The organism is Cedecea sp. P7760 (assembly GCF_013386425.1).
Classification (GTDB): Bacteria; Pseudomonadota; Gammaproteobacteria; order Enterobacterales; family Enterobacteriaceae; genus Cedecea; species Cedecea selenatireducens.
Genome location: NZ_JACARU010000051.1, coordinates 57,915 through 80,257 on the forward strand (window position 1 = coordinate 57,915; position 22,343 = coordinate 80,257).

The 22,343-nt window shown below is 58.0% G+C and carries 21 protein-coding genes; 17 read left to right on the forward strand and 4 right to left on the reverse strand.

Going from position 1 to position 22,343, the window contains the following annotated elements; genetic code table 11:
• Window positions 1-6 precede the first annotated feature (6 nt).
• The 3 genes from HX778_RS17595 to HX778_RS17605 form a co-directional block, all read right to left on the reverse strand.
• Window positions 7-438 carry a PTS sugar transporter subunit IIA gene (locus tag HX778_RS17595; protein ID WP_176982652.1) on the reverse strand — a complete coding sequence of 144 codons (432 nt, stop codon included), beginning with the start codon at window positions 436-438 and terminating at the stop codon, window positions 7-9.
• Between the two features lie 221 nt (window positions 439-659).
• On the reverse strand, window positions 660-1,511 hold the full coding sequence (locus HX778_RS17600) for a MurR/RpiR family transcriptional regulator (RefSeq protein WP_176982653.1): 852 nt from the start codon (window positions 1,509-1,511) through the stop codon (window positions 660-662).
• 117 nt (window positions 1,512-1,628) lie between these two features.
• A complete protein-coding gene (locus HX778_RS17605; RefSeq protein ID WP_176982664.1) occupies window positions 1,629-2,555 on the reverse strand; it encodes a formate/nitrite transporter family protein in 927 nt (308 codons plus the stop codon).
• Between the two features lie 212 nt (window positions 2,556-2,767).
• On the opposite strand from HX778_RS17605, the gene ccmA reads away from it, so the two are divergent.
• The 13 genes from ccmA (at window position 2,768) to HX778_RS17670 (ending at window position 15,929) form a co-directional block, all read left to right on the forward strand.
• Window positions 2,768-3,373 carry a cytochrome c biogenesis heme-transporting ATPase CcmA gene (gene ccmA / locus HX778_RS17610; protein ID WP_176982654.1) on the forward strand — a complete coding sequence of 202 codons (606 nt, stop codon included), beginning with the start codon at window positions 2,768-2,770 and terminating at the stop codon, window positions 3,371-3,373.
• A complete protein-coding gene (ccmB, locus tag HX778_RS17615) occupies window positions 3,370-4,029 on the forward strand; it encodes a heme exporter protein CcmB (RefSeq protein WP_038480670.1) in 660 nt (219 codons plus the stop codon). The genes ccmA and ccmB overlap by 4 nt, the downstream gene beginning before the upstream one ends.
• Before the next feature lie 30 nt (window positions 4,030-4,059).
• Entirely contained in the window at window positions 4,060-4,800 is a 741-nt protein-coding gene (locus HX778_RS17620; protein ID WP_176982655.1) for a heme ABC transporter permease, read from the forward strand.
• Window positions 4,797-5,009 (forward strand): heme exporter protein CcmD, encoded by a 213-nt coding sequence (gene ccmD, locus HX778_RS17625; protein ID WP_038480676.1) that lies wholly within the window; start codon window positions 4,797-4,799, stop codon window positions 5,007-5,009. Before HX778_RS17620 ends, ccmD begins: the two co-directional genes overlap by 4 nt.
• On the forward strand, window positions 5,010-5,489 hold the full coding sequence (gene ccmE / locus HX778_RS17630; protein ID WP_038480679.1) for a cytochrome c maturation protein CcmE: 480 nt from the start codon (window positions 5,010-5,012) through the stop codon (window positions 5,487-5,489).
• Entirely contained in the window at window positions 5,486-7,441 is a 1,956-nt protein-coding gene (locus HX778_RS17635) for a heme lyase CcmF/NrfE family subunit (protein ID WP_038480683.1), read from the forward strand. The genes ccmE and HX778_RS17635 overlap by 4 nt, the downstream gene beginning before the upstream one ends.
• The gene (locus HX778_RS17640; protein ID WP_038480686.1) at window positions 7,438-7,995 is read left to right on the forward strand and encodes a DsbE family thiol:disulfide interchange protein; all 558 of its coding nucleotides are present in this window, start codon (window positions 7,438-7,440) and stop codon (window positions 7,993-7,995) included. Before HX778_RS17635 ends, HX778_RS17640 begins: the two co-directional genes overlap by 4 nt.
• A complete protein-coding gene (locus HX778_RS17645) occupies window positions 7,995-9,068 on the forward strand; it encodes a cytochrome c-type biogenesis protein CcmH (RefSeq protein WP_052049078.1) in 1,074 nt (357 codons plus the stop codon). The genes HX778_RS17640 and HX778_RS17645 overlap by 1 nt, the downstream gene beginning before the upstream one ends.
• 13 nt (window positions 9,069-9,081) lie before the next feature.
• Complete coding sequence (gene mlaA / locus HX778_RS17650; protein ID WP_038480689.1) at window positions 9,082-9,840, forward strand: phospholipid-binding lipoprotein MlaA; 759 nt, start codon at window positions 9,082-9,084, stop codon at window positions 9,838-9,840.
• A gap of 167 nt (window positions 9,841-10,007) precedes the next feature.
• Entirely contained in the window at window positions 10,008-11,972 is a 1,965-nt protein-coding gene (gene hflK, locus HX778_RS17655; RefSeq protein WP_038480692.1) for a protease modulator HflK, read from the forward strand.
• A complete protein-coding gene (gene hflC / locus HX778_RS17660; RefSeq protein WP_176982656.1) occupies window positions 11,969-12,982 on the forward strand; it encodes a protease modulator HflC in 1,014 nt (337 codons plus the stop codon). The genes hflK (HX778_RS17655) and hflC overlap by 4 nt, the downstream gene beginning before the upstream one ends.
• Window positions 12,979-14,031: a protease modulator HflK gene (gene hflK / locus HX778_RS17665; protein WP_038480698.1), complete on the forward strand. Its 1,053-nt coding sequence runs from the start codon at window positions 12,979-12,981 to the stop codon at window positions 14,029-14,031. Before hflC ends, hflK (HX778_RS17665) begins: the two co-directional genes overlap by 4 nt.
• Window positions 14,028-15,929 carry a cation-translocating P-type ATPase gene (locus HX778_RS17670; RefSeq protein ID WP_176982657.1) on the forward strand — a complete coding sequence of 634 codons (1,902 nt, stop codon included), beginning with the start codon at window positions 14,028-14,030 and terminating at the stop codon, window positions 15,927-15,929. Before hflK (HX778_RS17665) ends, HX778_RS17670 begins: the two co-directional genes overlap by 4 nt.
• Window positions 15,930-15,976: 47 nt before the next feature.
• Here the strand turns inward: HX778_RS17670 and fadL are convergent, their stop codons facing one another.
• Window positions 15,977-17,305 carry a long-chain fatty acid transporter FadL gene (gene fadL / locus HX778_RS17675; RefSeq protein ID WP_038480704.1) on the reverse strand — a complete coding sequence of 443 codons (1,329 nt, stop codon included), beginning with the start codon at window positions 17,303-17,305 and terminating at the stop codon, window positions 15,977-15,979.
• A 377-nt stretch (window positions 17,306-17,682) separates the two neighbouring features.
• Here fadL and HX778_RS17680 point away from each other — a divergent pair, with 377 nt between their 5' ends.
• From HX778_RS17680 to sixA, 4 genes are all read left to right on the forward strand, one after another.
• On the forward strand, window positions 17,683-17,967 hold the full coding sequence (locus HX778_RS17680) for a YfcZ/YiiS family protein (RefSeq protein ID WP_038480707.1): 285 nt from the start codon (window positions 17,683-17,685) through the stop codon (window positions 17,965-17,967).
• Window positions 17,968-18,144: 177 nt separating this feature from the next.
• Window positions 18,145-19,455, forward strand: coding sequence for an acetyl-CoA C-acyltransferase FadI (gene fadI, locus HX778_RS17685; protein WP_038480709.1), 1,311 nt, complete (start codon window positions 18,145-18,147; stop codon window positions 19,453-19,455).
• Window positions 19,455-21,620, forward strand: a complete 2,166-nt coding sequence (gene fadJ / locus HX778_RS17690) for a fatty acid oxidation complex subunit alpha FadJ (protein WP_176982658.1) — start codon at window positions 19,455-19,457, stop codon at window positions 21,618-21,620. Before fadI ends, fadJ begins: the two co-directional genes overlap by 1 nt.
• A gap of 179 nt (window positions 21,621-21,799) precedes the next feature.
• Window positions 21,800-22,288 carry a phosphohistidine phosphatase SixA gene (gene sixA / locus HX778_RS17695; protein ID WP_154188776.1) on the forward strand — a complete coding sequence of 163 codons (489 nt, stop codon included), beginning with the start codon at window positions 21,800-21,802 and terminating at the stop codon, window positions 22,286-22,288.
• The last annotated feature ends 55 nt before the right edge of the window (window positions 22,289-22,343 follow it).

The window sequence follows — 22,343 nt, forward strand, 5'->3', positions numbered from 1 at the left end:
GTCCTTTCAAAGTTCGGTTGATGATTCTCGTTCGACCTTTAATAAATTGCCGACGTTGAAGCCGCTATCAGGAAACATTTCTTCGACGAGGGTTGCGATTTCATTTAGCGGTAAATCTCGATTATTAAAAATTTCCAGCAGGGTAGGAATATTGAAACCGCAGAATAAAAAAATATCATCCTGGGTTAACAGGAGTTCGCTGGCTAAATTACACGGTGACCCGCCCATCATATCGACCAGAATAAGTACGCCATTACCCTGATTAAGCGACTGGTAGGTTTCTCGTAGCGAGGTGCGAGCGTTATCAATCGGGGTATCTTCCTGAATTGATACCACCGCGACGTGGGTTTGCTTGCCCACGAGCATTTCGGCGCAGGTCAGCGCCCCCTGAGCAAAGGGGCCATGGCTGACTAAGATGACGGGGATCCCGGCTGGCATTATTTCTCCCTGTAATAGGTGTTAGTTACAATGTTACTTAAAACTTCTTTGTTTTAGGTAATGTTGTTACTTTTATCGGGAAAAGGACGGAATGAGAAGCGCGTCGTCTTCGTTTTGGGAAACCGATCACTTTTTAAATATCGACAGCGTTTCAGATCCGCCAGAGCATCGTGCTGTAGCGAGAAAACAGGAGGGCGGCGTAAAGCCTTAGCGTTGGCGGGCTATGGCTTGTTGTTCAGGTTGTAGAAACGTTCGGCTCGCGTTTGGATCTGTTTTAGTAAGCGTTCGTCGTATTGCTGGATAAACAGGTTGGTCACCAGCATGTTGATCACCGAAAGCTGTGACATTTTGGAGCGAATTGGGATAAGTCGGGAAATGCTCTCGGTAGAAATGGTATGCAGGATGACCTCCGCCAGGGCGGACACGCGGCTTTGCCCCATGCGGGTAACGGCTATAGAGGGGACCCCAAGCTGCTGTGCCAGCGTCAGGAGTTTTACGGCTTCGTGATTGTCACCGGAGTGCGAAATAATAATCAGCAGATCGTCCTGATCTAAAGTATTCACGATATTGAATTGAATACTGTAATCGAGGTGGCAGCTGACATCTTTCTTTATTTTTATCAGCTGATATTCCAGCTCTTTACCGACCAGACCGCTGCTTCCGGCCCCGTAGATAGCAATTTTATGGCTTTTCCGGATTAACCGGCAGGCGCGATCGAGCTGCTCTGGATTCATCATCGCGTGGGTTTCATCGATGGATGATTTTTCAATCAGATGAATTTTTGCGTTTACCGCTTCCAGCGAATCATCAATATTAATATCTTCTTGTAAAACGGACTCATGATGTTTTGCCGCCGAAGATGTCATTAAGTCAATTTTAAGATCGCTAAAACCCTGGTAGCCTAATTTATGACACAGACGCAGAATAGTGGTAGTGCTGACCTCATTGGCTTTCGCCAGCGTCTGGATACTCATATTTTTCAATGATTGCTTATTCGCAATAATGAAAGCCGCGACGCCGCGCTCTTTAGCGGATAATCCGTCATTTACTTCGCGCAATTTTAGGTCAAACATCTAACACCTTTCATCGGATAAGAATGTTATTTCGTCGCTCATAGTACAATCTCGCACTGGGGTTATCAAATACGTGCTGGCTTAGTTCGTTTGCCTGGATCATGAACAATTTACCCGTCATGTTTTCCGTTCTCCGCTGAATTTTGGCTCAGTTCTGCCTGTTTTTCGCTTAGCCTCGGCCTTCTTCTTGTTACTCATATCGTTGCGGATCTGCGCGTGGCTGATCAGCGCGAAAATAAACGTTCCGCCGCAGATATTCCCGGCCAGGGTGGGCAGGGCGAACGGCCAGAAGAACTCACTCCAGTGCAGCGTGCCGTTGAACACCAGATAAAGAATTTCAACCGAGCCAACCACGATATGGGTTAAATCACCCAGCGCGACCAGCCAGGTCATCAGCACTATAACGAAGATTTTTGCCGAGCCCGCGGCGGGGAACATCCACACCATGGTGGCGATGATCCAGCCGGAGATAATCGCGTTGGCGAACATCTCGCCGGGCGGGTTTGCCATCACCTTCATGCCGATGTCGTCGAAGGCCTGGCGGGTGGCTTCGTCAAATATCGGCATATATTCAAAGGCCAGCGCCGCCAGCGCGGTGCCGACGATATTCCCGAACAGCACAATGCCCCACAGCCGCATCAGCAGCCCGAAGTTGCTCGTGGTCGGATGCTGCATCACCGGCAGCACGGCGGTAACGGTGTTTTCGGTAAACAGCTGCTGGCGAGCCATGATGACGATGATAAAGCCGAAGGTGTAGCCGAGATTTTCCAGCAGGAAATTGCCGGGCACGCCGACCAGGTTAACGTGAAAAATGCCTTTCGCCAGCAGCGAGGCCCCCATTGATAAACCCGCCGCCACGGCTGACCAGAACAGCGCCATGCCGTCGCGCTCCAGCTCTTTTTGCCCGTCCTGGCGGATGTGCTCGTGAATGGCCATCGCGCCGGAGGGCAGGCGGTCTTCATCCACCTCGATTTGCTTGCCGCTCGACTTTTCGTCGCTGTCGACTTCCAGTTCATCTTTTTTGGCTATTTTGTCAGACTCGATTTTGTCCATCAGGGCGGTTCCAGGTCAGAAAGCGTTCACTTAAGCGTAGCGGTTTTTCTCCCACGTTTTTGCCGAATGGGAATAATCGCCCCGGCTTTGATCTGAGTAAGCGGATTAACCCTAATGGAGTAGTCGAAGCCGCCGGGGGCAACCTGAAGAAAACGAGGCGGTATGATATGCTTAGCGTCACCCGAGACAAGGAGCGCCTCCCGATGCTAGAAGCCCGACAACTGACCTGCCAGCGTGATGAACGCACGCTGTTCGACGCGCTGTCGTTTAGCGTTGGGCCGGGGGAAATGGTGCAGGTAGCGGGCAAAAATGGCGCGGGAAAAACCACGCTGCTGCGCATTCTGGCGGGGCTGGCGCAGGCCGATGAGGGCGAGGTATTCTGGCAAAACCAGCCTTTGCGCCGCCAGCGCGACAACTTCCACGGTGACCTGTTGTGGATTGGTCATCAGCCGGGCATCAAAGCCGTTCTCACGCCTTTTGAAAATCTCACCTTTTTTCATGCCGATGTTGCTGAAGAGCAGCTGTGGGCCGCGCTCGAGCAAACCGGGCTGCCCGGCTTCGAAGATTTACCCGTCAACCAGCTTTCCGCCGGGCAGCAGCGCCGTGCAGCGCTCGCGCGCCTGTGGCTCTCCACGGCAAAGCTGTGGCTGCTCGATGAGCCGTTTACCGCGCTGGATACCGCCGGTATAGAACGCTTAACTCGGCGCCTGCAGCACCATGTTGAAGCGGGTGGAATGGTTATCCTCACCAGCCACCAGCCGCTGACCTGTGCAGTTCGCCAGATTCATCTGCAGGAAGCCCGTTCATGATAAGGCGCATTTTCTGGCGTGAGCTGCAGGTGGTGTTTCGTCGCGGGGCTGAAATCGCTAACCCGCTGTGGTTCTTCCTGATTGTGATTACGCTTTTCCCGCTCGGCATTGGCCCGGAGCCGCAGCTGCTGGCGCGTATTGCGCCGGGGATTATTTGGGTCGCGGCTTTACTGGCTTCTTTAATGGCGATGGACAGGCTGTTCCGGGATGACTTTCAGGATGGTTCGCTGGAACAGCTGATGCTGTTGCCGGTGCCTTTGCCGCTGGTGGTGCTGGCGAAAGTGACCGCTCACTGGGTGGTCACCGGGCTGCCGCTGCTGCTGCTTTCGCCGCTGGCTGCGTTGCTGCTGGGGCTGGATTTTTATGGCTGGCAGGTGATGGCCGCCACGTTACTGCTGGGGACGCCGACGCTGAGCTTCCTCGGCGCGCCCGGCGTGGGGCTGACGGTCGGTCTGAAGCGGGGCGGGGTGCTGCTCAGCCTGCTGGTGCTGCCGTTAACCATCCCGTTATTAATTTTTGCCACCGCCGCGATGGATGCCGCCTCGATGCATCTGCCGGTGGAGGGCTATATGGCAATCCTTGGCGCGCTGCTGGCCGGCAGCGCCACGCTAAGCCCGTTCGCTACGGCGGCGGCGCTGCGGGTCAGCGTTGCGTAACTTTATTTTTTTGTTTTGTGAGCAAAACCTATGTGGAAAACGTTACATCAGCTTGCTAAACCGGAGCGGCTTTACCACTTCTGTGGCCGTTTACTGCCCTGGCTGGCTATTCTCAGCGCGGTGCTGCTGGTGGTTGGCTGCGTCTGGGGCTTTGGTATTGCCCCGGCAGACTACCAGCAGGGGCAAAGTTACCGGATCATGTACCTGCACGTCCCGGCGGCCATGTGGTCGATGGGCATTTACGCCAGCATGGCGATTGCCGCCTTTATTGGCCTGGTATGGCAGATAAAAACTGCCGATCTGGCGGTGATGGCGATGGCGCCCGTCGGCGCGGCGTTTACCTTTATTGCGCTCGTCACCGGCTCCGCCTGGGGCAAGCCGATGTGGGGCACCTGGTGGATTTGGGACGCGAGACTGACCTCCGAGCTGGTGCTGCTGTTCCTCTACGTGGGCGCGATTGCCTTGTATAACGCGTTTGACGACCGCCGCCTTGCGGGCCGTGCCGCCGGCATTCTGGTGCTGGTCGGCGTGGTGAACCTGCCGATTATTCATTTCTCGGTGGAGTGGTGGAACACGCTGCACCAGGGCTCTACCAATATGCAGCAATCCATCGACCCTTCGATGCGCACGCCGCTGCGCTGGACCATTTTCGGCTTCCTGGCGCTGTTTATCACGCTCACCCTGATGCGCCTGCGTAACCTGCTGTTGCTGCAGGAAAGCCGCCGTCCGTGGGTGTTAGCGCTTGCTAACGGCAGAGGAGCAAAATCATGACGTGGGCGTTCACTCACTGGAGCGAGTTCTTCGCCATGGGCGGCTACGCCTTTTACGTCTGGCTGGCGGTGGTCTTTACGCTGCTGCCGCTGCTTGGGCTGATTTTCCATACCCGCTACCAGCACCGCGCGATTCTGCGGGCGGTGGCTCGCCAGCAGGCCAGAGAGCAGCGTATCCGCGTCGCTCGCCAGCGCCAGGAGGAAGTTTAAGTGAATCCGCGTCGTAAAAATCGGCTTTATCTGGCCGTAGCGGTACTGGCGGGGCTTGGGCTGACCATCACGCTCGTGCTTTATGCCCTGCGCAGCAATATCGACCTGTTTTATACCCCCGGCGAAATTATCTACGGCAAAGGTGAAAGCCACCTGATGCCGGAAACCGGGCAGCGCCTGAGGATCGGCGGCATGGTGATGCCGGGCAGCGTGAAGCGAGACGGCCAAAGCCTGAAGGTCAGCTTCAAGCTGTATGACGCTCGCGGCGTGGTGGACGTGACCTACGAGGGCATTCTGCCGGATCTGTTCCGCGAGGGGCAGGGCGTGGTGGCGCAGGGCGTGATGGAAGGTGCGACGCTTATCCACGCTAAAGAGGTGCTGGCGAAACACGATGAAAATTACACGCCGCCGGAAGTGAAAGCGGCGATGGAGCAGAATCACCAGCAGGCCCCGGAAGTGTATAAGGATAACGCCCCATGATGCCGGAAATCGGAGGTTTTCTGCTAAGCCTGGCGCTCGGCTGGTCCCTGCTGCTAAGCATTTACCCGCTCTGGGGCGTGGCGCGTGGCGACAAGCGGCTGATGGCCTCCGCGCGGCCGTTTAGCTGGGCGCTGTTTATTACCCTTTGCGCGTCATTCCTGATCCTGGTTAACGCCTTTGTGGTGAACGACTTCAGCGTGCTGTATGTCGCCAATAACTCCAATACCGAGCTGCCGGTCTGGTATCGCGTGGCGGCAACCTGGGGCGCGCACGAAGGGTCGTTGATGCTGTGGGTGCTGATGATGAGCGGCTGGACTTTTGCCGTTTCGCTCACCGGGCGCAGCATGCCAAAAGAAGACCATGCCCGCGTGCTGGCGGTAATGGGGATGATTAACTTCGGCTTCCTGCTGTTTATTATTTTCACCTCTAACCCGTTTATCCGCACGCTGCCGGACTATCCGCTGGAAGGTCGCGACTTAAACCCGCTGCTGCAGGACATCGGCCTGATTGTGCATCCGCCGCTGCTGTATATGGGCTACGTTGGCTTTTCCGTGGCGTTTGCTTTCTCGATTGCGGCCCTGCTTGGCGGCAGGCTGGACAGCGCCTGGGCGCGCTGGACTCGCCCGTGGACGCTGGCGGCATGGGCCTTTTTAACCGTCGGGATCGTGCTTGGCTCGGCGTGGGCCTATTACGAACTGGGCTGGGGCGGCTGGTGGTTCTGGGACCCGGTGGAAAACGCCTCGTTTATGCCCTGGCTGGCGGGCACGGCGCTGATCCATTCGCTCTCGGTCACCGAAAAGCGCGGCAGCTTTAAGGCCTGGACCGTGCTGCTGGCGATTAGCGCCTTCTCACTTTGCCTGCTGGGCACGTTCCTGGTGCGCTCCGGCGTGCTGGTGTCGGTGCACTCTTTTGCCTCCGACCCGGCGCGCGGCATGTTTATTCTGGCCTTCCTGGTTATCGTTATCGGCGGCTCGCTGCTGCTGTATGCGGTCAAAGGCAGCAAGGTGCGCTCCCGCGTGAGCAACGATCTCTGGTCGCGCGAGTCTTTCCTGCTCGGCAACAACGTCTTGCTGATTGCCGCCATGCTGGTGGTTTTGCTGGGCACGCTGCTGCCGCTGGTGCATAAGCAGCTTGGGCTGGGCAGCATTTCAATCGGCGAACCGTTCTTTAATACGATGTTTACCGCGCTGATGGCGCCGTTTGCGCTGATGCTCGGCATCGGGCCGCTGGTTCGCTGGCGGCGCGACGAGCCGGGCAAGCTGCGCAGGCATCTGCTGGCGGCTGTGGTCGTGACGCTGGTTCTGTCGCTGCTGCTGCCGTGGCTGATGCAGGATCGCGTTGAAGCGATGACGGTGGTTGGCCTGCTGATGGCTATCTGGGTCTTTGTGCTGGCGCTGATGGAGGTTTATCAGCGCGCCACGCACCGCCACGGTTTCTGGGATGGGTTACGCAAAATTCCAGCCAGCCACTGGGGCATGGTTTCCGCGCATCTTGGCCTGGCGGTGACCGTGGTCGGTATCGCCTTTAGCCAGAGCTACAGCGTGGAACGAGACGTGCGCATGAAGTCCGGCGACAGCATTGATATTCATCAGTATCACTTCGTGTTCCGCGAAGTGCGGGACATCACCGGCCCTAACTATCGCGGCGGCGTGGGCGTTATCGACGTCACCCGTAACGGCAGGCCGGAAGCCACGTTGCACGCTGAAAAACGTTTTTATAACAGTAACCGGGCGATGATGACCGAGGCGGCCATCGACGGCGGTTTCACCCGTGACCTCTATGCCGCGCTGGGCGAAGAGCTGGCCGACGGCAGCTGGGCGGTGCGTCTTTATTACAAACCTTTCGTGCGCTGGATTTGGGCGGGCGGGCTGCTGATGGCGCTCGGCGGGCTCTTCTGCCTGTGCGACCCGCGTTACCGTAGCCGTAAAGTTAAGCCGGAGGCCGCAGTATGAAGCGCCGCTATCTGTTTATTCCGCTGGCGCTGTTTCTGCTGCTGGCCTCGTTGCTGCTCTGGCAGCTGGCGCGTAACGCGCAGGGCGAAGCGCCCACCGATCTGGAGTCGGCGCTGATTGGCAAACCGGTGCCGGTGTTTCGCCTGGAATCGCTCGACGAGCCCGGCAAAGAGTGGGGCCGCGAAGTCCTTGCGGACGGCAAGCCGCTGCTGCTGAACGTCTGGGCGACCTGGTGCCCAACCTGCCGAGCCGAGCATAAGTTTCTGAACGGGCTGGCCGCACAGGGCGTGCGTGTGGTGGGTATGAACTATAAAGACGACCGCCACAAAGCGATTAACTGGCTGCGCGATCTCGGGAACCCGTACATGTTAAGCCTGTTTGACGGCAACGGCATGCTGGGGCTGGATCTCGGCGTGTACGGCGCGCCGGAAACATTCCTGATCGACGGGAAAGGGTTCATTCGCTATCGCCATGCGGGCGATCTGAACGATCGCGTCTGGCAGCAGGAGTTAAAACCGCTGTGGGAGAAATACAGCCAGGAGGCGGGATCATGATGCGTGCAGTTTCCTTGCTTATCGGCATGCTGTTCAGCCTTCACGCGGCGGCGGCCATCGATACCTTCACTTTTAAGGATGAAGCGCAGGAGCAACAGTTCCGCCAGCTGACCGAAGAGCTGCGCTGCCCTAAGTGCCAGAACAACAGCATTGCGGATTCAAACGCGATGATAGCCTCCGACATGAAGCTCAAGGTTTATGAGCTGATGCAGCAGGGCAAAAGCAAGCCGCAGATCGTCGATTACATGGTGGAGCGCTACGGGCATTTCGTCACCTACGAGCCGCCGTTGACGCCTGCGACGGTTATCCTCTGGGCGCTGCCCGCGCTGTTTGTGGTCGGCGGTATCGGCGTTATCGTGCTGCGCAGCCGCAGGCGGCAAAAGATTTCTCTGGCGGAGGATTATTCGGCGCAGTCTGGGGCGGTAGCCAGGGGAAAAATCTCGCTGTGGGTCTTTTTACCCGGGGCGCTGATCCTCGTGGCGGTCAGCGCTGGCAGTTATCTGAAAACCTCCGGGCTGGGCCAGCTACAGGCCTGGCGGCAGGCGACCGCCGAGACGCCAGCGTTGTTAAAACGTGTTCTCGACCCGCAGGCCGCGCCCCTGACTATGGAAGAGATGGCGCGTCTTGGGTTAGGATTACGCACGCGATTGCAGCAACAGCCTGATAATCTTGAAGGCTGGATGATGCTAGGGCGCATTGGCATGGTGCTAAATAACGCAACGACGGCTACACAAGCTTTTGCTCATGCGTATAAACTTGCGCCCGCAAACGGCGAGGCAAAGCTGGGCTATGCTGAAGTATTGACCCGCTCCGCCGACGCGCAGGACAACCAGCTGGGTGGCCTCCTGCTCCGTGAAATGCTAAAAGATGACCACACGAATATTCGCGTGCTCAGTCTGCTGGCGTTCAATGCCTTCGAGCGGCAGAACTACCGTGAGGCGATTGGCGCGTGGGAAATCATGCTGAAAGTTTTACCGGCTAACGACCAGCGCCGCGCCGTCATTGAGCGCAGCATCGATCAGGCGAGGGCCCAAACTGAACCGGGCACCACTGAAAGCGCAGATAAACAATAAGAGGGAAACGCTAATGAATTTCCGCCTGACCGGACTTGCTCTGGCAACAACGGTATTAGTGGGATGTGCCAGTTCCGGCAGCCAGGAGCCTCAGGGACGTTCGGATCCGCTGGAAGGCTTCAACCGTTCAATGTTCAACTTCAACTACAACGTGCTGGACCCGTATGTGCTGCGTCCGGTGGCTGTAGCGTGGCGTGACTATGTGCCGGTGCCGGCGCGTAACGGCCTGAGCAACTTCACCAGCAACCTCGAAGAGCCGGCCACCATGGTGAACTACTTCGTGCAGGGCGACCCGTATCAGGGGATGGTGCACTTTACGCGCTTCTTCCTGAACACCCTGCTGGGGATGGGCGGCTTCATCGACGTTGCCGGAATGGCGAACCCTAAACTGCAGCGCGTCGAGCCTCACCGCTTCGGCAGCACGCTGGGCCATTACGGTGCGGGCTACGGTCCTTACGTCATGCTGCCTGGCTACGGCAGCTTCACGCTGCGTGAAGACGGTGGTGACTTTGCCGATACGCTATATCCGGTGCTTTCCTGGCTGACCTGGCCGATGTCTATCGGGAAATGGACGGTGGAAGGGATAGAAACGCGTGCCCAGCTGCTGGACTCTGACGGCCTACTGCGCCAGTCTGCTGACCCGTATGTCACGGTGCGTGAGGCTTACTTCCAGCGGCATGACTTCCTGGCCAACGGCGGCCAGCTGAAGCCGGAAGCGAACCCGAACGCGGCGGCGATTCAGGATGACCTGAAAGATATCGACTCCCAGTAACCAGGGGATCTGAAGACAGAAAGCGAGCGTTCGAGCTCGCTTTTTTATTGTCATCATAATGACATAAATTGACACATCTTTACCCATCAGCATTTTGTATTGGTATGTTATAAGATAACAATTGTAAAATGCTGCGCAAACCTTGCGCGCCTCACCTTTAAAACATCATGCCACCTACCCGGTTACCCGAAGCTGAACTGCTGCCTCAGGCGCTGCCCGCTCGTTATTCGCTGGCCGCCGCCCAGGCCCGACTCGCTGCGCGAACGGTGTTCGTCTTAACCTTCTCGCTATTTATGATGCTCCTGCTGGCGCTGACCGTCAGTATTCTGGAGCCCGCCTCGCGCTGGGTGTCACTGCTGTGCAGTAACGCCGCTGCGTTATTGTTACTGGCGATTTCACTGCATGCCGCCCAGCGTATTTGCCAGTGGCGCAGCGGTAAAGTTACGCCTCAGGCAGAATCTCAGGCTCAGCCGGAAGAAGCCCCAAAGGGCAGGATTGCCCGCTGGTTTACAGGCGCTGTGCCGCTGAATTTTGCCCGCATTGAAGCCTTTTTTAAGGCTGAGGGAATTTGGTCCGGCGCACTTGCCGCGCTGGCGTTCTATATTGCTCTTTCCGGCTGGAACACCAGCTTTGTTCCACTGGCGGAGAACAATAACCGCTGGATAGCCGTTGCCTGCCTGATAGCCTCGCTTTTTGTCCTGCTGGTAGCCGAGCGCCATCTTAGCGCTGTGCCTAAAGAGGCTTCGCCCGAGGCCGGGCCGGTAGCTCCGCTGTTACGCCTGGTGATGGCGGTGCAGCTGCTGACTCTGCCTGGGCTTATCTGGCCGCAGCTTAACAGCCCGCTGGTGATAAATCTGCCCGCCGTGCTGGTGCTGCTGGTTTCAGCAGAATTTATGCTGCGCGGCCTGTTCTCTCTGTTTGCCCCTCCCGGCGACGGCACCGCAGAGCCGGTTCTGATCCCTAAAAGCCAGCTGGCAGCGCAGCTCACCTGGCCGCCGCGGCCGTTCAGCTTTTTGCAGCAGGAGCTGCATCAGCGTTTTGGCATAGACCTGCGTCAGGTCTGGGCGTTTACCGTCTTAAAACGCGCCTTTATTCCTATGCTAGCCATTATGCTGCTTTGCGGCTGGCTGCTAACCGGGCTGCAGCAAATTTCGGCCACCGAGCGCGGCGTCTATGAGCGCTTTGGGCGTTCGGTCGCGGTGCTTGAGCCGGGCCTGCATCTGGGCATGCCGTGGCCGTTTGGCCGGGTTTGGCTGACGGAAAACGGTCAGGTACATGAGCTGGCCGCCGGGGAAGATCCTGCGAATCAGCCGCCGCTAAAACGTGCTGATGCCGAAGGGCCTGCGCCCGCCAGCGCTGACCGCCTGTGGGATGCCACCCATAACTTCGACAAAGCGCAAATCATCGCCAGCCAAAGCGGGGACCAACAAAGCCTGCAAATCGTGAACAGCGACGTGCGCTTTATGTGGCGCATCGGGCTGAGCGATAAAGCCGCGCTGGCGGCAACCTACCGCGCAGTGAACCTTCAGGAGCTGGTGCGCAGCACCGCGAACCAGGTGCTGGTGCATCAGTTTTCCTCTTTAACGCTGGACGACGTACTCAGCGAGCGGCGTGACGACCTTGCCCTGCAGATTAACCGCGCCGTGCAGCAGCAGCTGGATAACCTGAACAGCGGCGTGGAGATTCTTTCTACCGTCGTTGAGGCAATTCATCCCCCTGCCGGAGCAGCCGACGCGTTTCACGGCGTGCAGGCCGCGCAAATTGCGGCCCAGTCGCTGATCCTCCGGGAGCGTGGCAGTGCGGCAGAAAAAGCCGCGCTGGCCGCAACTAATGCGGCGGTGCGCCAGAACACGGCACAAATCAACGCCACCGAAGCGTTAAGCCTGGCTCAGGCCACGGCGACCCGCTTTGCCGCGCAGAAAAATGCGTACCAGCAGGCCGGGCAGGTCTTTATTGACGAGCTTTGGTTTAAGCAGCTTCAGCTGGCGCTCAGCGGCCGTCCTTTGCTGGTTATCGACCAGCGGATCGGGGCCGGTTCTCCGCCGACGCTTGACCTGCGTGATTTCCCCACTTCGACCGATGCAGCGCGCCGCGATGCGCCAGCTAAACCCGCACAGGAGCTTTCCCGGTGAGCCACTCGCACTCTCATGGACATCATCACCATCATCATGGTCACGGCTGTGGCCACGATCGTTCTTCTGCCCCGGAAGGTGGTAAAAAAGGGATCTGGAAGCGTATTACCGCCGCCGCTGTGCTGGTGCTTATCCTGCTTGCTGCCGCGAGCCTGGTACAGGTGCGATCCGGCGAATCGCTGGTGATCACTCGCTTTGGTAAACCCGTTCGGGTGCTGCTTGAGCCGGGGCTTGCCTGGCGAATTCCGGCGCCTTTTGAAACCGCAACGGTGGTGGATCTGCGCCTGCGGACGACATCAAGCGGGCTGCAGGATGTAGGCACTCGCGATGGTCTGAGGATCATCGTTCAGTCCTATGCGGTGTGGGAAGTAGACAACACGCCTGAGCACGTGCAGCGCTTTATGCGGGCGGTGCAGAATCAGCCGGATGAGGCGGCGCGCCAGATCCGTACTTATTTAGGTTCAGCGCTGGAAACCACCGCCAGCGGCTTCACGCTTTCTCAACTGGTGAATACCGACGGCAAGCAGGTGCAGCTGGCGCAGTTTGAATCGCATCTTCAGCAGCAAATCAGCCAGCCGCTGCTGCAAAGCTACGGCATCCGGCTGGTACAAATGGGCACCGAGCGCCTGACGCTGCCTGCCGTCACGCTTAATGCCACCGTTGACCGTATGCGCGCCGAGCGTGAAACCATCGCCATTGAACGTACGGCGGAAGGTAAACGCGCGGCGGCAGAAATTCGCTCCGCAGCGGATCGCGATGCCCGTATTACCGAGGCTCAGGCTTCGGTGAAAGCGGCGGATCTTGAGGCTCAGGCTCAGGTGCAAACGGCCTCTATTTACGGCAAAGCCTATGCCAGCGCGCCACAGCTTTACAGCCTGCTGCGCCAGATTGATGCCCTTAGCGGCATGGTCAATGCGCAAACCCGGCTGGTGCTGCGTACCGATGCCAAACCGTTCAGCCTGCTGGTTGACGGGCCACAGATGGATAAAGCTGCGGATAAAAAACCATGACCGAACGGCAAAAACTTGAGCCCGGCGGGCCGTGGACGCAGTCGATCCGGCTGGCGTTTATCGCCATCTTTGTGCTGACGCTGTTTGCCGCCGGAGCCTGGCTGCTGTCAAACGTCCGGCAAATCCCGGCGGGAAGCAGGGCGGTAGTGCTGCGTTTTGGCGCAGAGCAACGTGTCGCCGAGCCGGGGCTGTTGCTTGCCTGGCCCGCGCCGGTGAATGAAGTGGTGATGGTGCCGGGGGCGGATCGGGTGATTGAGCACCGGGTGACCGCCCTGCTGCGTTCGCCCGAGGCGCAAAGTCTGGATATTAACGGCGGTCCTGGGAACGACGCTGTTTCGGGTTCCGGCTTCCTGCTGACCGGTGATGCGGGCGTGGTACAGCTGGATATCAGCGTGTTCTACCGGGTCAGAACGCCGACAGCCTATGTGCTCCAGGGCAAACATGTGTTGCCGCTGCTCGACAGGCTGGTTGAACGCGCGGCGGTGGCGGTCTGTGCTTCACGCGATCTGGATACTATTCTGGTCGCCCGCCCCGAAATGCCTGGCAACGACATGAACGTTGCCCAGCAGCGCGAACAGCTGCGCAGTGACGTGCAGCGTAACATTGAGCAAAACCTGCTGCGGCTTCAGCAGTCGGGAAGCGACGCGGGTATAACGCTTGAGCGAGTGACCGTTCAGTCCGCCTTACCCCTGGCAACCGTGACGGCGTTCAATGCGGTATTAACTGCCAGCCAGCAGGCGTCGAAAGCGGTGGCGACCGCGCAAAGTGACGCTTCGTTAACGCGCCAGAAGGCGGTGCAGCAGGCCGATCAGATGCTGCAAACCGCCCAGGCAAACGCGCAGGAAAGCGTGGCTAAAGCGCAGTCGGATACCGCGACTATCGCCCATCTGGCCAGCAACCATGACGACCCAGACTTGCTGGGGCGAATTTACCGTCAGCGGATAGCCGAGATTTTGTCCCGGGCCGGATCGGTGATTACCGTGTCGCCGCAGGATGACGCTCATCTGATTTTGCAGGGCGTGGCGCAAAAAGAGGCGGCTAAACCATGACTTCTTCAGTCCAGGCCGGCGGGGCGCTGACCCGTCAGGAACAGAAACATATTACTCGCCAGCTGCTGCTGGCGCTGATTGCCAGCGGGGCGCTTATTCTCGGCCTGCTCTGGCGCTGGCTAGCGCCTCAGCAGGTTGCCGTCGGCGATTTACTGCTGGGCGCGGCATCCCTCGTTGTGGCGGTACCGGTGCTGCGGCATGCGCTGCACAGCCTGCGTTACCCCAGCCTGCACGGGCTGACAGACCAGCTCATTGCGCTGGCTTTGCTGGGCGCGTGGGCGACGGGCGATCTTCTGACGGCCGCGCTGCTGCCGCTGATCATGATTGTCGGGCATATTCTTGAAGAGCGCAGCGTGATCGGCTCTCAGGAAGCTATCGAAGCGCTGAGCAAGCTCACGCGCAGCCGCGCCAGACGCGTTGGCGCTGACGGTCAGTTGCAGGATATCGACAACCACGATCTTGAACCTGGTGATGTGGTTGAGGTGCGTGCCGGGGATCATATTCCCGCTGATGGCCTGGTGCTGGAGGGCAAAGCAAGCCTGGATACGGCGCCGATCACCGGTGAGTCGGTACCGCAGGAAGTTGAGCCCGGTGCCGAAGTTTTTGGTGGGGCGATAAACCTTGATGGCCTGCTGCGCATCCGGGTCACGCGTACCGGGGAAACGTCGACGTTGGGGCGTGTAATCGCTCTGATGCAAAGCGCCGAGCAGGCAAGTCCGCCGATAACCCGGCTGCTGGAGCGCCATGCGGCTCGCTATCTGTTGCTGGTGTTGATGATTGCCGCCAGCACCTGGTTCCTGACGCAGGATGCCCAGGCGATGCTGGCGGTATTGGTGGCTGCCTGCCCGTGTGCGCTTGTGCTCTCCGCGCCAGCTTCCTCTATTGCCGGGCTGACGGTTGCCGCCCGCCACGGCATTTTAATTCGTGGCGCTGCTTTTCTTGAGGAACTGGCGGAGATCAACGCCGTGGTGGTCGACAAGACAGGGACTCTGACGCACGGCAAGCTGCACCTGCAGGCTGTGGGACCTTTTGGCGATACCGATCCTGATATGCTGAAAACCCTGGCGGCCAGCCTCGGGGCGACGAGTAACCATCCGGTTAGCCGTGCGCTGAGCGAGATTGTTTCACGCGAAGCCTGGCTCCCGCTCGATAACGTGCGCGAACATCAGGGATTAGGCGTTTCTGCTTCTACCCCACAGGGCGAAGCCGTACTCGGCAGGCGCGAACTGTTGGCCACAACGCTTGCTGACTTACCTGATGCCCCGGAGCATGATGGCCCGATTGTCGGGCTGGCGCTGGATGGGCGTTTTCTTGGCTGGCTGCTGCTGGCCGATAGCCTGCGCGGTGAGGCGGCCACGGCGATGGCAGAGCTGCGCGAGCTTGGGCTGAACCGTCAGCTTTTACTGACCGGCGATCGCCAGTCGGTTGCCGACCGCATTGCGCAGCAGGTGGGTATTGTCGACGTGGTAGCTGGCGCGCTTCCCGCGGATAAGCTGGAGCAGGTGAAGCTGCAAATCGACAGCGGTTACCGGCCAATGGTTATCGGCGACGGCATCAACGATTCGCTGGCGCTCAAGGCGGGAGTGGTCGGCGTGGCGATGGGGGCCGGAGGCTCTGATATTGCGATGTCGTCGGCGGATATTGTACTGATAGGCAGCGATCTTCGTCGGCTGGGCACCTGCGTGCGCTTAAGCCGCCGCTGCCGCCGTACTTTGCAGGTCAACGTATTTATCGGGCTCGGCTGGACGCTGGCGATTGTCGCGATGGCGGCTTTTGGCTGGCTGGGGGCATCGGGCGCAGTTGTCGCCGCGCTGCTGCATAATCTCAGCACGCTGCTGGTGCTGGGCAATGCCGGCCGGCTATTAAGGTTTGAAGAAAAGCTGAGCGAGCAGAAATAAAAAAACCGCCTTCGTGATGAAGGCGGTTTGCTTTTCGGGGCGGTAACTTAGAACGCGTAGTTGAAGTTCGCACCGTACAGCCAGGCTTTACCTTCAGATTTGAAGGTGTATGGGCCTTCTTCGATGGTGACTTTCTGGCCGTGCATGTAGGAAACACCTACGTCCACAGAAGCGTCTTTGTTAAACGCATAAGTGGTACCGGCGCTCAGCCACAGGCGGTCCTGATCCGGAATGGAGATAGAACGCTTGTCGGCCGGAACCGGGCTGTCATCAAAGGCGATACCGGTACGGAACGTCCAGTTATCGTCCATGAAGTAGGTGGTGCCCAGCGCGATGCGGTAAGCATCCTTGAAGCCTTCGTCTTTATAGAACAGCGTCTGGCCGTTGTTGCCGGTCGCTTTCAGCTCCTGGAACTGGCTCCAGCTGGTGTAGGTCAGGCTATAGTGCACGGCCCACTTCGGCGCCACTTTGTTATAACCGGACAGTTCCCACATTTCTGGCAGGTGCAGGCTCAGAGAACCCGGTACGGTTTGGCCATTGGTGCCTGAAGGCAGACCAAAGTTAGACAGCAGCGGGTTATAGGCCGCCGGCAGGCTGCTCTTATAGTCGCCGTCGAAGTCAACTTTCACTTCAGAACGATAGGTAAAGCCGTAGCGGTTATCTTTGTTGATTTCATAAAGAATACCGGCGTTCCAGCCAAAGCCCCATTTGTCACCCTTGAGGTGCGCAATCTGAGTATTGGCCGGTAATGTGCCGATAGCCTGGCGCTGAGCCGGGGTCAGCGGGGAAGACGGGTTACCCGCAATCAGCTGCGGCAGGTCACCCGCATAGCGCTCAATCTTCGCTTTCGCGTAGACAGCATCAAAGCCCAGACCGAAGCTCCAGTTGCTGTTCAGGCGGTAGGCACCGCTCAGGTTCAGGTTCAGGGTGGTCAGGTCGGTCGTGCCACCCATGGAACCGGCGGTATAGCTGTCATTATATTCGGTGGCCAGGCCGTAGTTAGAGGTGACGGATGCACCCCAGCCGAACTGGTCGTTAATCGGCGCGACAAAGTGCAGGTTAGGCACCCATGCGGTCGGCGCGATGTTTTTTGCATCGGTGCTTTTGCCGGTTTTTGAGGTACCGGAGATATCTACGTCCGGGTCAACGAAGATGGCGCCCGCGGAGAAAGAAGGGCGGTCAAACATCATGATGGTGGCGGGGTTGCGGCTTGCTGAACCCGCATTATCCGCGACTGCACCTTCCCCCGAATACGCTCGGCCAAGGCCAGAGGAAGAGAACTCGTTTAATTGAAAGCCGGCGGCATACGCCTGGGAAGAGACTATTGCCACTGCAACCGCGAGGGCTGACTTTGCAAACAGGTTTTTCTGGCTCATGACCAAAACCTCATTGATTTATTTTTATGCAAACAATGTTACATACCGTAACAGGAGCGCGAATAGTAGGGACTGATCGGGTACAGAGAAATCAGACCAGTGGCGAGAGTATAGGTCCGACCAGCGAGGATGTTGCAAGTTTGTTTCTAAAGTTTTTCAAGTTTGATCTTAAAAACGGGATCTGCTTGGCAAAATCCGGGGGAACTTCCCGGCAAACGGCGGATGTTATTTGTTTTAGATCATTTTTAAGTGTGATTTCCGTCACTTGTCGGTTTTGTGAGGATTATCAACTGGAGCAGAAACAACCGTGGGCGTAAAATGCCCACAATTGTGTTAACCAATCTCCCTTTTTAGGCCGCATTACAGAGGAAAGCGTGATGAGTAAAAATACCGCCGATGAAACCCCAGTTTGCTGCTGCATTGATGTCGGTTCCATTATCGACAACACAGATTGCATCGCTTCCTACAGCCGCGTATTTGCTGATAAAGCACAGGCTGATGAGGTTCTGGCAGCCTTAACGGCCAAAGCCCGCGAAGTAGAATCCGAGCCTTGCCAGATTACCCCGCGTTATACCGAAGTGGCTGATGGCGTGCAGTTGGATATCGACTTCGTGTTCAGCTGCCAGGCTGAAACCATGATCTTCCAGCTCGGCCTGCGTTAATCCCCTCTGCCAAACACCCTGCATTGTGCGGGGTGTTTCATTTCGTTATGTAATAATTCGTGTCGCTTCTCCCATTTTTCTCGCCCGCCGGTTGGCTGGATGTGAATTTTTAGTTAAGACTGTGATCAGGTCAGACCACTTTTTGTCTGTATTCACTTTTTTTAGCAGGGGAGCGTTATGAGTCAGGCACTGCCGTTGATTACCCGCCAGGGCGATCGTATTGCCATTGTCAGTGGTTTACGTACGCCGTTTGCCCGCCAGGCCACGGCTTTCCATGGTATTCCCGCCGTCGATCTCGGCAATATGGTGGTGAGCGAGCTGATGGCGCGCAGCGAAGTGCCGCCCGAAGCTATCGAACAGCTGGTTTTCGGCCAGGTTGTACAGATGCCAGAAGCCCCAAACATTGCCCGCGAAATCGTGCTTGGCACCGGCATGAGCGTACATACCGACGCGTATAGCGTGAGCCGTGCCTGCGCCACCAGTTTCCAGGCCGTTGCAAACGTGGCCGAAAGCCTGATGGCCGGGACTATCCGAGCCGGTATTGCCGGGGGCGCAGATTCCTCTTCCGTGCTGCCTATTGGCGTAAGCAAAAAGCTGGGCCGCACGCTGGTGGATGTGAATAAAGCGCGCACGCTCGGGCAGCGCCTGAAACTGTTTTCCAAATTACGTCCTCGTGATTTATTACCGGTTCCCCCTGCGGTGGCGGAATACTCAACCGGCCTGCGGATGGGCGACACCGCCGAGCAGATGGCGAAAACTCACGGTATCAGCCGCGAAATGCAGGATGCGCTGGCTCATCGTTCCCACGAGCGTGCCGCGCAGGCCTGGCAGGAAGGTAAACTTGCCGATGAGGTTATGACGGCGTTTATACCGCCATACCGCCAGCCGTTTGCCGAAGATAACAACGTGCGTAAAGGCTCCAGCCTGGCTGATTATGCAAAGCTGCGCCCGGCGTTTGACCGCAAGCACGGCACCGTTACCGCCGCGAACAGTACGCCGCTGACGGACGGCGCGGCGGCCGTTATCCTGATGACAGAATCCCGCGCGAAAGAGCTTGGCCTCAAGCCGCTCGGCTACCTGCGCAGCTACGCGTTTACCGCCATTGATGTCTGGCAGGATATGCTGCTTGGCCCGGCATGGGCTACGCCGCTGGCGCTTGAGCGCGCCGGGATCACCCTGAATGATTTGACGCTGTTTGATATGCACGAAGCTTTTGCCGCGCAGACGTTAGCCAATTTGAAAATGCTTTCCAGCGAAAACTTCGCCCGCAACGTGCTGGGCCGGGCTCACGCCACCGGTGAAGTGGATGACGCTAAATTTAACGTGCTGGGTGGGTCGATTGCCTACGGACACCCGTTTGCGGCCACTGGCGCAAGGATGATTACCCAAACGCTGCACGAGCTGCGTCGCCGTGGCGGCGGTTTTGGCCTTGTTACGGCGTGTGCCGCCGGCGGCCTCGGTGCGGCAATGGTTCTGGAGGTGGAGTAATGGAGCAGAAAGGCGCATTCGATTTACACATCCGTCTGGATAACGTTGCCGTGGTCACCATCGACGTGCCTGGCGAGAAGATGAATACCCTGAAGGCCGAGTTTGGCGCTCAGGTACACGGCATTATTAAAAAGCTGCGCGACAACCCGAGCGTGCAGGGGCTGGTGTTTATCTCCGGCAAACCTGACAACTTTATTGCCGGGGCCGATATCAACATGATTGCTGGCTGTAAAACGGCCGGGGAAGCGCAGGAGCTGGCGCGGCAGGGGCAGCAGATCATGGCGGAAATCGCCGCGCTGCCGATGCCGGTTGTGGCCGCTATCCACGGCGCCTGTCTGGGCGGCGGGCTGGAAATGGCGCTTGCCTGCCATGCCCGAATTTGCACTGACTCGCCCAAAACGCAGCTTGGCCTGCCGGAAGTTCAGCTGGGCCTGCTGCCGGGCTCGGGCGGCACTCAGCGTTTGCCACGCCTGATAGGCGTCAGTAACGCGTTAGACATGATTTTGACCGGCAAGCAGCTGCGCCCTCGCCAGGCGCTGAAGCTGGGGCTGGTGGATGACGTGGTGCCAGAGTCCATTCTGCTGGAAACCGCCGTTGAGCTGGCGCTTAAAGGAAGAAAACCTTCGCGTGAGCTGCCGGTAAAAGAGCGAGTGCTTGCCGGGCCGCTGGGGCGCTCTCTGCTGTTCAGCCTGGTCAGCAAGAAGACTGAGGCAAAAACCCAGGGTAACTACCCGGCAACTCGCCGCATCATCGACGTTATTCGTACCGGGCTGGAGCAGGGGAGCAAAAGCGGCTATGAGGCCGAAGCTAAAGCGTTTGGCGAGCTGGCGATGTCTGCGGAATCTGCCGCGCTGCGCGGCCTGTTCTTTGCCAGCACTGAGTTAAAGAAAGAGTACGGCGGGGATGCAAAACCCGGCAAACTGAATGCGGTCGGTATCCTTGGCGGCGGGCTAATGGGCGGCGGTATTGCCTATGTGACGGCCACTAAAGGCAAGCTGCCGGTGCGCATTAAAGACATTAATAACGAAGGGATTAACCACGCGCTGAAATACAGCTGGGATCTGCTGGACAAAAAAGTTCGCCGCCGCCATATGAAGCCGGCCGAACGGCAGCGCGAGCTGGCCCGCATCTCAGGGGGAACCGATTATCACGGGTTCAGCCAGCGCGATATCGTGGTGGAAGCCGTGTTTGAAGATTTGGCCCTGAAGCAGAAAATGGTGGCCGAAGTGGAGCAGTACGCCGCGCCGCATACTGTTTTTGCCTCAAACACCTCGTCGCTGCCGATTGCTGACATAGCCGCTCAAGCTGCGCGCCCGCAGCAGGTTATCGGCCTGCACTTTTTCAGCCCGGTCGACAAGATGCCGCTGGTTGAGGTGATCCCTCACGCAGGCACCAGTGCGGAAACCATTTCCACCACCGTACAGCTGGCGAAAAAACAGGGCAAAACGCCGATCGTTGTCGGCGACAGCGCTGGCTTTTACGTCAACCGTATTCTTGCACCTTACATTAACGAAGCGCTGCGCTGCCTGACGGAAGGTGAGCCTATCGAACGTATCGACGAAGCGCTGGTTAAGTTTGGTTTCCCGGTAGGGCCCGTGCAGCTGTTGGACGAAGTTGGGATAGACGTCGGCACTAAAATTATTCCGATTTTGCAGCAGGCCTTCGGCGATCGTTTCGCCGCGCCTGAAAGCGTCGATGCAATCTTGAAGGACGATCGCAAAGGAAGAAAAAATGGTCGCGGTTTCTATCTTTATCCGGCGAAAGGGCGTAAAAGCAAGAAACAGCCGGATACAGCGATTTACAAGCTGTTAGGCGTGACGCCAAACGGGCGTCAGACCCCGGAGCAAATCGCCGAACGCTGCGTGATGATGATGCTCAACGAAGCCGCGCGCTGCCTCGATGAGGGTGTGGTCAGAAGCGCACGGGATGGTGATATTGGCGGCGTGTTCGGCATCGGTTTTCCGCCGTTCCTGGGCGGGCCGTTCAGGTATATGGACAGCCTGAGTGCCGCGGACGTTGTGGCAAAATTACAGCGTTTAGCGGGTCAGTACGGGGAACGTTTCACCCCCTGCGAAAGGCTGATTATGATGGCTGAACAACAGCTTAGTTTCTGGCCGGCGTTGAAGCCGATGCCGGTGACTGAGCATGACGAAGCGCTGAGCTAAAACCGGGAAATGTACGCCGCAAGGTCATTTTGTAAACAGATATTGACTATACTTGCAGCATTGAGGTAAAAGACAGCGTTTCATTCGATGTACGGATAAGGCACAATGCCCGGCTGCCGTGAACCCCACTTTTTCAGCGTGCGGGTTCAGGCGTTCCTGGTTAACAAAAGCGGTGCAATATGCAAGTTTTTATCATGCGTCACGGCGACGCAGCACTCGATGCTGCCAGCGACTCGGTTCGTCCCCTGACCCAATGTGGGTGTGATGAGTCCCGTCTGATGGCGACCTGGTTAACAGGTCAGGTGACAAGTATCGAACGTGTTCTGGTGAGCCCTTACCTGCGAGCTGAACAGACCCTGGACGTGGTGCGGGAAGCGCTGAACCTCCCGGAAAAAGAAGACATCCTGCCTGAGCTACGGCCCTGCGGTGATGTGGGCCTGGTGGGAGATTACCTGCTGGCGCTGGCAAACGAAGGCGTTGAATCCGCGCTGGTGGTTTCCCACCTGCCGCTGGTCGGTTACCTGGTTTCCGAGCTTTGCCCGGAAGAGGCCCCGCCGATGTTTACCACTTCGGCAATTGCCAACGTCACGCTGGATCCGGAATCGGGTAAAGGCGTATTTAACTGGCAGATGAGCCCCTGCAATTTCAAGGTGGCTAAGGCTATCTGATTGCTGTGAGCATGAAAAAAAGAGTCGCGAAAGCGGCTCTTTTTGCGTTTTAAGT

What these genes read in the sequence shown, in the direction of transcription:
- HX778_RS17595 (WP_176982652.1), bottom strand. Translation starts at nt 438, where the DNA reads ATGCCAGCCGGGATCCCCGTCATCTTAGTCAGCCATGGCCCCTTTGCT.
- HX778_RS17600 (WP_176982653.1), bottom strand. Translation starts at nt 1,511, where the DNA reads ATGTTTGACCTAAAATTGCGCGAAGTAAATGACGGATTATCCGCTAAA.
- ccmA (WP_176982654.1), top strand. Translation starts at nt 2,768, where the DNA reads ATGCTAGAAGCCCGACAACTGACCTGCCAGCGTGATGAACGCACGCTG.
- ccmB (WP_038480670.1), top strand. Translation starts at nt 3,370, where the DNA reads ATGATAAGGCGCATTTTCTGGCGTGAGCTGCAGGTGGTGTTTCGTCGC.
- HX778_RS17620 (WP_176982655.1), top strand. Translation starts at nt 4,060, where the DNA reads ATGTGGAAAACGTTACATCAGCTTGCTAAACCGGAGCGGCTTTACCAC.
- ccmD (WP_038480676.1), top strand. Translation starts at nt 4,797, where the DNA reads ATGACGTGGGCGTTCACTCACTGGAGCGAGTTCTTCGCCATGGGCGGC.
- HX778_RS17635 (WP_038480683.1), top strand. Translation starts at nt 5,486, where the DNA reads ATGATGCCGGAAATCGGAGGTTTTCTGCTAAGCCTGGCGCTCGGCTGG.
- HX778_RS17640 (WP_038480686.1), top strand. Translation starts at nt 7,438, where the DNA reads ATGAAGCGCCGCTATCTGTTTATTCCGCTGGCGCTGTTTCTGCTGCTG.
- HX778_RS17645 (WP_052049078.1), top strand. Translation starts at nt 7,995, where the DNA reads ATGCGTGCAGTTTCCTTGCTTATCGGCATGCTGTTCAGCCTTCACGCG.
- mlaA (WP_038480689.1), top strand. Translation starts at nt 9,082, where the DNA reads ATGAATTTCCGCCTGACCGGACTTGCTCTGGCAACAACGGTATTAGTG.
- hflK (WP_038480692.1), top strand. Translation starts at nt 10,008, where the DNA reads ATGCCACCTACCCGGTTACCCGAAGCTGAACTGCTGCCTCAGGCGCTG.
- hflK (WP_038480698.1), top strand. Translation starts at nt 12,979, where the DNA reads ATGACCGAACGGCAAAAACTTGAGCCCGGCGGGCCGTGGACGCAGTCG.
- HX778_RS17670 (WP_176982657.1), top strand. Translation starts at nt 14,028, where the DNA reads ATGACTTCTTCAGTCCAGGCCGGCGGGGCGCTGACCCGTCAGGAACAG.
- fadL (WP_038480704.1), bottom strand. Translation starts at nt 17,305, where the DNA reads ATGAGCCAGAAAAACCTGTTTGCAAAGTCAGCCCTCGCGGTTGCAGTG.
- HX778_RS17680 (WP_038480707.1), top strand. Translation starts at nt 17,683, where the DNA reads ATGAGTAAAAATACCGCCGATGAAACCCCAGTTTGCTGCTGCATTGAT.
- fadI (WP_038480709.1), top strand. Translation starts at nt 18,145, where the DNA reads ATGAGTCAGGCACTGCCGTTGATTACCCGCCAGGGCGATCGTATTGCC.
- fadJ (WP_176982658.1), top strand. Translation starts at nt 19,455, where the DNA reads ATGGAGCAGAAAGGCGCATTCGATTTACACATCCGTCTGGATAACGTT.
- sixA (WP_154188776.1), top strand. Translation starts at nt 21,800, where the DNA reads ATGCAAGTTTTTATCATGCGTCACGGCGACGCAGCACTCGATGCTGCC.